Origin of the sequence: Streptomyces sp. NPDC007907, assembly GCF_042959365.1 — a bacterium.
Lineage (GTDB): Bacteria > Actinomycetota > Actinomycetes > Streptomycetales > Streptomycetaceae > Streptomyces > Streptomyces indiaensis.
Genome location: NZ_JBIBKR010000014.1, coordinates 1 through 10796, shown reverse-complemented (window position 1 = coordinate 10796; position 10796 = coordinate 1). Strand labels below are relative to the sequence as shown.

At 72.2% G+C, this 10796-nt stretch carries 1 protein-coding gene; it reads left to right on the top strand.

The window, feature by feature from the left end; all coding sequences use genetic code 11:
• Nucleotides 1-10796: SDR family NAD(P)-dependent oxidoreductase (locus ACFZDI_RS35810; RefSeq protein WP_391256723.1), on the top strand; the 10796-nt coding region annotated here is incomplete at both ends.

The window sequence follows — 10796 nt, the reverse complement described above, 5'->3', positions numbered from 1 at the left end:
TCTTCAGCCCCGTACTCCGCAAGAACCGCCCCGAAACCGAAACCCTCACCCAAGCCATCGGCACCGCCCACATCCACGGCGCCGAACTCGACTGGCACGGCGTCTTCGCAGGCCACGACGCGCGCTGCGTCAACCTCCCCACCTACGCCTTCCAGCACCAGCGCTACTGGCTCGAAGCCGCTGAGCCCGTGGAGGCGGCGGCCGCTCATGCCGCCGCCCCCGAGGAAACGCGTTTCTGGGAGGCCGTGGAGCGGGAGGACACGGCCGCGCTGGCCGCCGCGCTCGACTTCGACGGTGAGGTCGAGCCCGAGTGGCTCGAAGCCGCGCTGCCGGTCCTGTCGACGTGGCGGCGCCAGAACCGGCGGAAGAACACCGTCGACGCCTGGCGGTACCGCGTCACCTGGAAGCCCCTGTCCGTCGCCCCGGCCAAACGTCTCTCCGGCACCTGGCTGCTGGTGGTTCCGGCCGACGGTGACACCTACGCCTGGGTGCCCGCCGCCGAGCAGGCCCTGCACGGCCGGGGTGTCACGACCGTACGGGTGGAGTGGAGCGCGACCGGCTCGGACCGCGCCTCGCTCGCCGGGCTGATCCGTGAGGCCGTGGGCGACCGCGCCGTCGACGGTGTGCTCTCGCTGCTCGCCCTCGACACGGCCCCGCACCCCGGCCACCCCCACGTGGCGTCGGGGCTCGCCGGGACGCTCGAACTCGTCCAGGCCCTCGGCGACTCCGGGGTCGAGGCGCCACTGTGGCTCGCCGGCCGCGGCGCCGTGTCCGTCGGCCGCTCGGACCGGGCCGCCGACCCGGCGCAGGCCCAGGTCTGGGGCCTGGGCCGGGTGGCCGGGCTCGAACACCCCGACCGCTGGGGCGGTCTGATCGACCTGCCCGAGACGGTCGACGCGCCCGCGCTCGCCCGCTTCACCGACGTCCTGGCCGGTCTCGGCGCGGAGGACGAGCTGGCGATACGCTCGACGGGGATCTTCGGCCGTCGTCTCGTCCGGGCGCCGCTCGCCGACTCGGCCGGCGGTTCGTGGACGCCGCGCGGCACGATCCTCATCACCGGCGGTACGGGCGCGCTCGGCGGCCATGTCGCCCGCTGGGCGGCGGCCAACGGTGCCGAGCACCTGGTCCTCACCAGCCGGCGCGGCGATCAGGCGCCCGGCGCCGAGGAGTTGCGTGCCGAACTCACCGGGCTCGGGACCGCCCAGGTCACCATCGCCGCGTGTGACGCGGGCGATCGCGATTCGCTGGCCGCCGTCCTGGCGGACCTGGAGGCCGACGAGGCCCGGCCGCTGATGGCGGTCGTGCACGCCGCCGGTGTCGGCGACACCGGGTCGCTCATGGACAGCGCCCTCGACGAGGTGGCCGCCGTCGTCGCGGCCAAGACGGCGGGCGCCACCCACCTCGACGACCTGCTCGGAGACACGCCTCTGGACGCCTTCGTCCTCTTCTCCTCCGCCGCCGCGGTGTGGGGCGGCGCCGATCAGGGCGCCTACGCCGCGGGCAACTCCTTCCTCGACGCGTTCGCCGAGCGGCGCCGCGCCAAGGGCCGTACCGCCACGTCCATCGCCTGGGGCCTGTGGGGCGGCGGCGGCATGGGCACCGACGGCGACGAAGAGGCCATGCTGCGCGTCGGCCTCAAGCGCATGAACCCCGAACTCGCCGTGTCCGCCCTGGTCCAGGCCGTGGCGCACGACGAGACCACGGTGTGCGTGTCCGACCTCGCCTGGGACCGGTTCGCCCCCGCCTATTCCGCCATCCGCCGACGTCCCTTCATCGAGGACCTTCCCGAGGTACGGAGCGTCCTGGAAGCGGAGACGGCGGGTTCCGCCGAGCCCGCGGACGGCAACGCGCTCGCGCGGCGGCTGAGCGGCCTGTCGACGGGCGAGCAGCGGGAACTGGTCCTCGACCTCGTCCGCACGCAGGCCGCCGCCGCACTCGGCCACGCCGACGCGACGGCGATCGAACCCGGTTCGGCCTTCCGCGAGCTGGGCTTCGACTCGCTCACGGCGGTCGACATCCGCAACCGCCTCAACGGCGCGACCGGGCTCACGCTGCCCACGACGCTCGTCTTCGACTACCCGAACGCCGACGCCATCGCCGGGTTCGTCCTCACCGAACTGCTCGGCGCCGACGACACCGGCGCGGCCGACCCGGCGCGTCAGGCCGCCCTCACCGGCCCGGCGGCGGACGACGAGCCCATCGCCATCGTCGCGATGAGCTGCCGCTACCCGGGCGGTGTCAGCACGCCCGAGGAACTCTGGCAGCTCGTCCTCGAAGGCCGCGACGCCATCTCCCCGTTCCCCACCGACCGCGGCTGGCCCATCGACGACCTGTACGACCCGGACCCGGAGCGCAGCGGGACCACGTACGCGTACGAGGGCGGCTTCATCGACGGTGCCGGCGGCTTCGACGCCGGGTTCTTCGGGATCTCGCCGCGCGAGGCCCTGGCGATGGACCCGCAGCAGCGACTGCTCCTCGAAGCCTCCTGGGAGGCCCTGGAGCGTGCGGGCATCGACCCCCTGTCGCTGCGCGGCAGCCAGGGCGGCGTCTTCATCGGCGCCGGTTCCCAGGGTTACGGCATCGACGCGCACGACGCCCCCGAGGGGACCGAGGGCTACTTCCTCACCGGCACCCAGTCCTCCGTCATCTCCGGCCGCGTGTCCTACACGCTGGGGCTGGAGGGCCCCGCGGTGACCGTCGACACGGCCTGTTCGTCCTCGCTCGTCGCGCTGCACCTGGCCGCGCAGTCGCTGCGCCAGGGCGAGTGCGATCTGGCACTGGCGGGCGGTATCACCGTCATGGCGACCCCGGGCGCCTTCATCGAGTTCAGCCGGCAGCGCGGCCTCTCCGGTGACGGCCGCTGCAAGGCCTTCGCGGGCGCCGCGGACGGCACCGGATGGTCCGAGGGCGCGGGGCTCCTTCTGCTGGAGCGGCTCTCCGACGCAGAGCGCAACGGCCACCAGGTCCTCGCCGTGGTCCGAGGCTCCGCCGTCAACCAGGACGGCGCCTCCAACGGCCTCACCGCCCCCAACGGCCCTTCCCAGCAGCGCGTCATCCGCCAGGCGCTGGCCGGCGCGGGCCTGGAGCCGGGCGACGTGGACGTGGTCGAGGCGCACGGCACCGGCACGCGGCTCGGCGACCCGATCGAGGCGGGCGCACTGCTGGCCACCTACGGCCAGGGCCGCGACGCGGACCAGCCGCTGTGGCTCGGCTCGATCAAGTCCAACATCGGCCACACCCAGACGGCCGCGGGTGTCGCGGGTGTCATCAAGATGGTCATGGCGATGCGGGAAGGCCTGCTGCCGAAGACCCTGCACGTCGACGAGCCGACCCCGCAGGTCGACTGGTCGGCGGGCGCTGTCTCCTTGCTGACCGAGGTACGGGAGTGGCCGGAGACCGGGCACCCGCGCCGGGCCGGCATCTCGTCGTTCGGCGTCAGCGGTACGAACGTCCACACCATCATCGAGCAGGCGCCGGCCACGGCGGGGGAGGCGGAGGCCTCCGAGACCGTCGAGGCTCCTGTTGCTGGTGGGGTGGTGCCGTGGGTGCTGTCCGGTAAGACGGAGGGGGCGCTGCGGGCGCAGGCCGAGCGGCTGCACTCCTTCGTACGGGAGAACTCCGAGCTGTGTGCGGCGGACGTGGGCTACTCCCTCGCTGTGACGCGGGCCCGGTTCGAGCACCGGGCCGTCGTCACCGGCTCCGATGTGGACGAACTCCTGGCGGGTGTGCAGGCGTTGGCCGCCGGGGATGCGTCGGGTGCGGTGGCCTCGGGGAGCGTGCGGCGCGGCAAGCTGGCGTTCCTGTTCACGGGGCAGGGCAGCCAGCGGGCCGGAATGGGTCGCGAACTGTACGAGACCTATCCCGTGTTCGCTGCTGCCTTTGATGAGGTGTGTGCGCACTTTGAGGGGCACCTTGAGCGTCCGCTGAAGGACGTCGTCTTCGGCACGGACGAGACGGACGCCGGTCTGATCGACCAGACCGTGTACACGCAGGCCGCGCTCTTCGCCATCGAGGTCGCACTCTTCCGGCTCGTCGAGGCGTGGGGGCTGACCCCTGACTTCCTCGTCGGCCACTCCGTGGGCGAACTGGCCGCCGCGCACGTGGCCGGGGTCTTCACCCTGGAAGACGCGACCAAGCTCGTCGCCACTCGCGGACGCCTCATGCAGGCGCTCCCCGCCGGTGGGGCCATGGCCGCGATCCAGGCCACGGAGGCGGAGATCCTGCCGCTTCTGGAAGGCCGCGAGCACGAGATCGCCATCGCCGCCATCAACGGACCCACCTCGGTCGTGGTTTCCGGTGACGAGACCGCCGTAGTCGAGGTGCTGGAGCACTGGCGTGAACAGGGCCGCAAGGTCCACCAACTCCGCGTCAGCCACGCCTTCCACTCCCCCCGCATGGAACCCATGCTGGACGAGTTCCGACCCATCGCCTCCAGGCTTGCGTACGGCACTCCGAGCATCCCGGTCGTCTCCAACCTCACCGGCCAGCTCGCCACCCCCGAGGACATCGGCTCACCCGAGTACTGGGTCCGCCACGTCCGCCAGGCCGTCCGCTTCGCCGACGGCATCACCCACCTCGCCGAGCAGGGCGTCACGTCCTTCATCGAGCTGGGCCCCGACGGCACCCTCTCCGCCCTGGCCCAGCAAACCCTCACCGACACAGAAGAGGCACTCTTCACCCCCGTACTCCGCAAGAACCGCCCCGAAACCGAAACCCTCACCTCCGCCCTCGCCCAAGCCCACATCCAGGGCGCCGAACTCGACTGGGACGGCGTCTTCGCAGGCCACGACGCGCGCCGCGTCGACCTGCCCACCTACGCCTTCCAGCACGACCACTACTGGCTGGAGATGGCCGTCCCCGCGGGCGACGTCTCCCTGCTCGGGCAGTCCGCAACCGAGCACTCGCTGCTGGGTGCCGCTGTGGTGATGCCCGACTCGGACACGCTCGTCCTCACCGGGCGCATCTCGTTGCAGAGCCACCCGTGGATCGGAGAGCACCGCGTGATGGGGTCGGCCCTGCTGCCCGGGACCGGTCTGGTCGAGCTGGCGATCCACGCCGGTGACCAGGTGGGCTTCGGCCACGTCGACGAGCTGATGCTCCAAGCCCCGCTGGTCCTCCCCGAGCGCGGTGCCGTCGTCCTGCGCGTGACCGTGGAGGTCGTGGACACGCTCGGGCGGCGTCCGGTGGCCGTCTTCTCCCGGCCCGAGGGCTCGGAAGCGGAGCCGTGGACCCGTCACGCCGCCGGTTTCCTGGCGGAGAGCGCGCCGGAGGCCTCCTTCGACCTGTCCGTGTGGCCGCCGAAGGGCGCCGAGTCCCTTGAGGTCGCGGACCTCTACGAGAACCTTTCCGGTACGGGACTGTCCTACGGGCCGGTGTTCCAGGGCCTGCGCGCCGCCTGGCGGCTGGACGACGCCGTCTACGCCGAGGTCGCCCTGCCCGAGTCCACCCCGACCGGCGGCTTCGGGCTCCACCCCGCGCTGTTCGACGCCGCCCTGCACGCCACTTCGCTGAGCGCGTCGCCGCAGGAGGACACGGGGACCGGTCTGCCGTTCGCGTGGAGTGGTGTGTCCCTGTACGCCACGGCCGCGTCGACCCTGCGCGTACGGCTGACGCCGACCGGAACCGACGGGTTGGCCCTCGCCATGGCGGACGAGGCCGGTGCGCCGGTCGCCTCGACCGACTCCCTCGTCTTCCGCCAGGTCACGGCCGAGCAGCTCTCGGCGGGCCGAGGTGGCTTCACCGACTCGCTGTTCCGCGTGGAGTGGCCCGAGCTGTCCGTGCCGTCGGCCGCGCCTGCGACCTGGGCGGTGCTCGGTGAGCCGGGCTCCTTCGCCGAGGGCCGAGCCTTCCCGGGCCTGGCCGAGCTGGCCGGCGCCGAGACGATCCCCGAGGTCGTGTTCGTCCCGCTGACCGACCGCGAGGGTACGGACACGGCCGCTGCCGCCCATCGGGCCACGCATCACGCGCTGGCCCTCATCCAGGGCTGGCTGGCGGAAGACCGGTTCGCCGACTCCCGCCTGGTGTTCGTCACGCGCGGCGCCGTCGCCGCCGGACCGGACGACACCGTCCGTGACCTGGTCAACGCGCCTGTCTGGGGCCTCGTACGGTCCGCGCAGGCCGAGAACCCCGACCGGTTCGTACTCCTCGACACCGACAGCGGCACTGACAACGGCACAGGCACCGGCACCGAGGGCGCGTCGCTCGAACTCGCCCTGCTGTGGCCCTTCCTCGCCTCCGACGAGCCGGAAGCAGCCCTGCGTGACGGCCTCGTACGGGCGCCCCGGCTGGCGCGCGTGCCCGCCGCCGATGCCGAGACGGCGGCCGTCGTGCCGGACCCGTCCGGCACGGTCCTTATCACCGGCGGCACCGGCGCCCTCGGCTCACTCGTGGCCCGCCACCTCGTGGCCGAGCACGGCGTACGCAACCTGCTGCTCACCAGCCGCCGAGGACTCGACGCCGAAGGCGCCCCGCAGCTCGCCGCCGAGCTGGCCGAACTCGGCGCGGACACCGTCGAGATAGCCGCCTGCGACGCCGCCGACCGCGACGCGCTGGAGGCCCTGCTCCACTCGATCGACGCCGGACGTCCGCTGACCGCCGTGGTCCACACGGCCGGCGTTCTGGACGACGGAGTCATCGGCTCCCTCACCCCCGAACGCCTCGACACCGTCCTGCGCCCGAAGGCCGATGCCGCCCTCAACCTCCACGAACTCACGTGGGACCTGGGGCTCTCCGCCTTCGTCCTGTTCTCCTCGGCCGCGGGCGTCATGGGCAACGCGGGCCAGGGCAACTACGCCGCCGCCAACACGTTCCTCGACGCTCTCGCCCACCACCGCCACTCGCTCGGCCTGCCCGCGACCTCACTCGCGTGGGGCGTCTGGGAGCAGGCGGGCGGCATGACCGCGGACCTCGGGGACACCGACGCCAACCGCATGAGCCGCGGCGGCATGACCGGCCTCACCCACGCCGAGGGCCTGCGGCTCCTGGACGCCGCATGGACGACCGGCGCCGCCCTGCTCGTGCCGACGCACATGGACCTGGCCGCTGTGCGCGCCCAGGCCGCTTCGGCGGGCGTACCGCCCCTCATGCGCGGACTCGTCCGCTCCCCCGCACGCCGGACCGCTCACACCGCGGCCGTCGAGACCGGCGCCCTCGCGCAGCGCCTCGCCCCCCTCACGCACGAGGAGCGCCAGGCACACCTCCTCGACCTGGTGCGCACCCACGTCGCCCACGTCCTGGGTTACGACAACCCTGCCACCGTCGAACCGGCCCGCGCCTTCAAGGAGTTGGGCTTCGACTCGCTCACCGCGGTCGAGCTGCGCAACCAGCTCAATACCGCGACCGGCCTCCGCCTCCCCGCCACCCTCGTTTTCGACTACCCGAACCCGCTGTCCCTGGTCGACTTCCTGCTCACCGAGTTCGGCGGTACGGACACCGTGGAGGCGGCGGCGTCCGCTCCCGTGGTGCTCACCGACGACGAGCCGATCGCGATCGTCGGCATGGCCTGCCGCTACCCGGGCGGAATCACCACGCCCGAGGGGATGTGGCAGTTTCTGATGCGGGGCGGCGACGGAACCTCGCGGTTCCCCACCGACCGCGGCTGGGACGTCGAGGACCAGTTCATCGAGGACGCGGAGCGCCCGGGCACGAAGTACGCGCTGGCCGGCGGATTCCTGCACGACGCACCCGAGTTCGACCCCGGCTTCTTCGGGATCTCGCCGCGTGAGGCGCTGGCGATGGACCCGCAGCAGCGACTGCTCCTCGAAGCGTCCTGGGAGGCGTTCGAGCGGGCCGGGATCGACCCGGCCTCCGTACGCGGCAGCTCGACCGGTGTGTTCGCCGGTGTGATGTACCACAACTACGCCGCTCGCGTGACGGACATCCCCGACGGGGTCGGCGGTTTCCTCGGCACCGGCAACTCCAGCAGTGTCGTGTCCGGCCGTGTCTCGTACACGTTCGGTCTTGAGGGTCCGGCCGTGACCGTGGACACCGCGTGCTCGTCCTCGCTGGTCACGCTGCACCTGGCGGTTCAGGCACTGCGTCGCGGGGAGTGCTCGCTGGCGCTGGCCGGCGGTGTCACCGTCATGCCGAACCCGGATACGTTCATCGACTTCGCCCTCCAGGGCGGCCTGGCCGGTGACGGCCGCTGCAAGGCCTTCGCCGGTGCCGCGGACGGCACCGCGTGGTCCGAGGGCGTCGGCATGCTCCTCGTCGAACGCCTCTCCGACGCCAAGCGCAACGGCCACCAGGTCCTCGCCGTCGTCCGAGGCTCCGCCGTCAACCAGGACGGCGCCTCCAACGGCCTCACCGCCCCCAACGGGCCCTCCCAGCAGCGCGTCATCCGCCAGGCCCTGGCGTCGGCGGGCCTGACACCCGGTGACGTGGACGTGGTCGAGGCACACGGCACGGGCACGCGACTGGGTGACCCGATCGAGGCGCAGGCGCTGCTGGCCACGTACGGCCAGGACCGCGAGGGCTCCGAGCCGCTGTGGCTCGGCTCGATCAAGTCCAACATCGGCCACACCCAGGCCGCCGCCGGTGCCGCCGGCATCATCAAGATGGTCATGGCGCTGCGCCACGGCGTCATGCCCAAGACCTTGCACATCGACGAACCCTCCCCGCACGTCGACTGGTCGGCGGGCGACGTCTCCCTGCTGACAGAGGCACGGGAGTGGTCCGGCTCCGACCGGCCGCGCCGAGCGGCGGTGTCGTCCTTCGGCATCAGCGGCACGAACGCCCACATCATCCTGGAGCAGGCGCCGGCTGCCGTCGACACCACCGTCGAGGAGGCGGGCTCCGAGGCTCCGGTCGTCGGTGGGGTTGTGCCGTGGGTGCTGTCCGGTAAGACGGAGGGGGCGCTGCGGGCGCAGGCCGAGCGGCTGCACTCCTTCGTACGGGAGAACTCCGAGCTGCGTCCGGCGGACGTGGGCTACTCCCTCGCTGTGACGCGGGCCCGCTTCGAGCACCGGGCCGTCGTCACCGGCTCCGATGTGGACGAACTCCTGGCGGGTGTGCAGGCGTTGGCTGTGGGCGAGCCGTACGGTGCCGTCACCTCAGGGAGCGTGCGGCGCGGCAAGCTGGCGTTCCTGTTCACGGGGCAGGGCAGCCAGCGGGCCGGAATGGGCCGCGAACTGTACGAGACCTATCCCGTGTTCGCTGCTGCCTTTGATGAGGTGTGTGCGCACTTTGACGGGCACCTTGAGCGTCCGCTGAAGGACGTCGTCTTCGGCACGGACGAGACGAACGCCGGTCTGATCGACCAGACCGTTTACACGCAGGCCGCGCTCTTCGCCATCGAGGTCGCACTCTTCCGCCTGGTGGAGGCGTGGGGCCTGACCCCTGACTTCCTCGTCGGCCACTCCGTCGGTGAGCTGGCTGCCGCGCACGTGGCCGGGGTCTTCACTCTCGACGACGCGACCAAGCTCGTCGCCGCTCGTGGACGCCTCATGCAGGCTCTCCCGGCCGGTGGGGCCATGGCCGCGATCCAGGCCACGGAGGCGGAGATCCTTCCGCTTCTGGAAGGCCGTGAGCACGAGATCGCTATCGCCGCCATCAACGGGCGCACCTCGGTCGTGGTTTCCGGTGACGAGACTGCGGTCGTCGAGGTGCTGGAGCACTGGCGTGAACAGGGGCGCAAGGTCCACCAGCTCCGCGTCAGCCACGCCTTCCACTCCCCCCGCATGGAACCCATGCTGGATGAGTTCCGCACCATCGCCTCCGGGCTTGCGTACAGCATTCCGAGCATCCCGGTCGTCTCCAACCTCACCGGCCGGCTCGCCACCCCCGAAGACCTCTGCACCGCCAACTACTGGGTACGCCACGTCCGCCAGGCCGTCCGCTTCGCCGACGGGATCGCCTACCTGGCCGAGCAGGGCGTCACATCCTTCATCGAGCTGGGCCCCGACGGCACCCTCTCCGCCCTGGCCCAGGAAATCGCGTCCGGCAGCGAAGAAGCACTCTTCACGCCCGTACTCCGCAAGAACCGCCCGGAAGCGGAAACCCTCACCCAGGCCATCGGCACCGCCCACATCCACGGCGCCGAACTCGACTGGGACGGCGTCTTCGCAGGCCGGGGCGCGCGCCGCGTCGACCTGCCCACCTACGCCTTCCAGCACCAGCACTACTGGCTGGAGGCGACGGCCGCAGCCGGTGATGCCACGAGCCTTGGCCTCGGTAATACCGGGCACCCGCTCCTCGGCGCGGCGATGTCGCTGCCCGAGACGGACAGCATTGTCCTGACGGGCCGCCTCTCGCTCCAGTCGCACGCCTGGCTCGCCGACCACACCGTCATGGACACCGTCCTCGTCCCCGGGACCGGACTGGTCGAGCTGGCCATCCACGCCGGTGACCAGGTCGGCTGCGGGTCCCTGGAGGAGCTGACGCTCCAGGCCCCGCTGGTCCTTCCCGAGCGTGGCGGCATCGCCGTACGTGTGGCCGTGGACGCGGCCGACGGAAGTGGGCGGCGGCAGGTCGCGATCTTCTCGCGGCTCGACGAGGCGGATGCCGCGGTGCCGTGGACGCGTCACGCGGTCGGCCTCCTCGCGGAGAGCACGCCGGAGGCGTCCTTCGACCTGTCGGTGTGGCCGCCGAAGGGCGCCGAGCCCCTCGGCGTGGAGGGTCTCTACGAGAACCTCGCCGATGCGGGTCTCTCGTACGGGCCGGTGTTCCAGGGTCTGCGTGCCGCCTGGCGGCTCGGTGACGACATCTACGCCGAGGTCGCCCTCCCCGAGGACACCACCACCGACGGCTTCGGACTGCACCCCGCACTCCTGGACGCCGCCCTGCACGCCGTAGCCCTC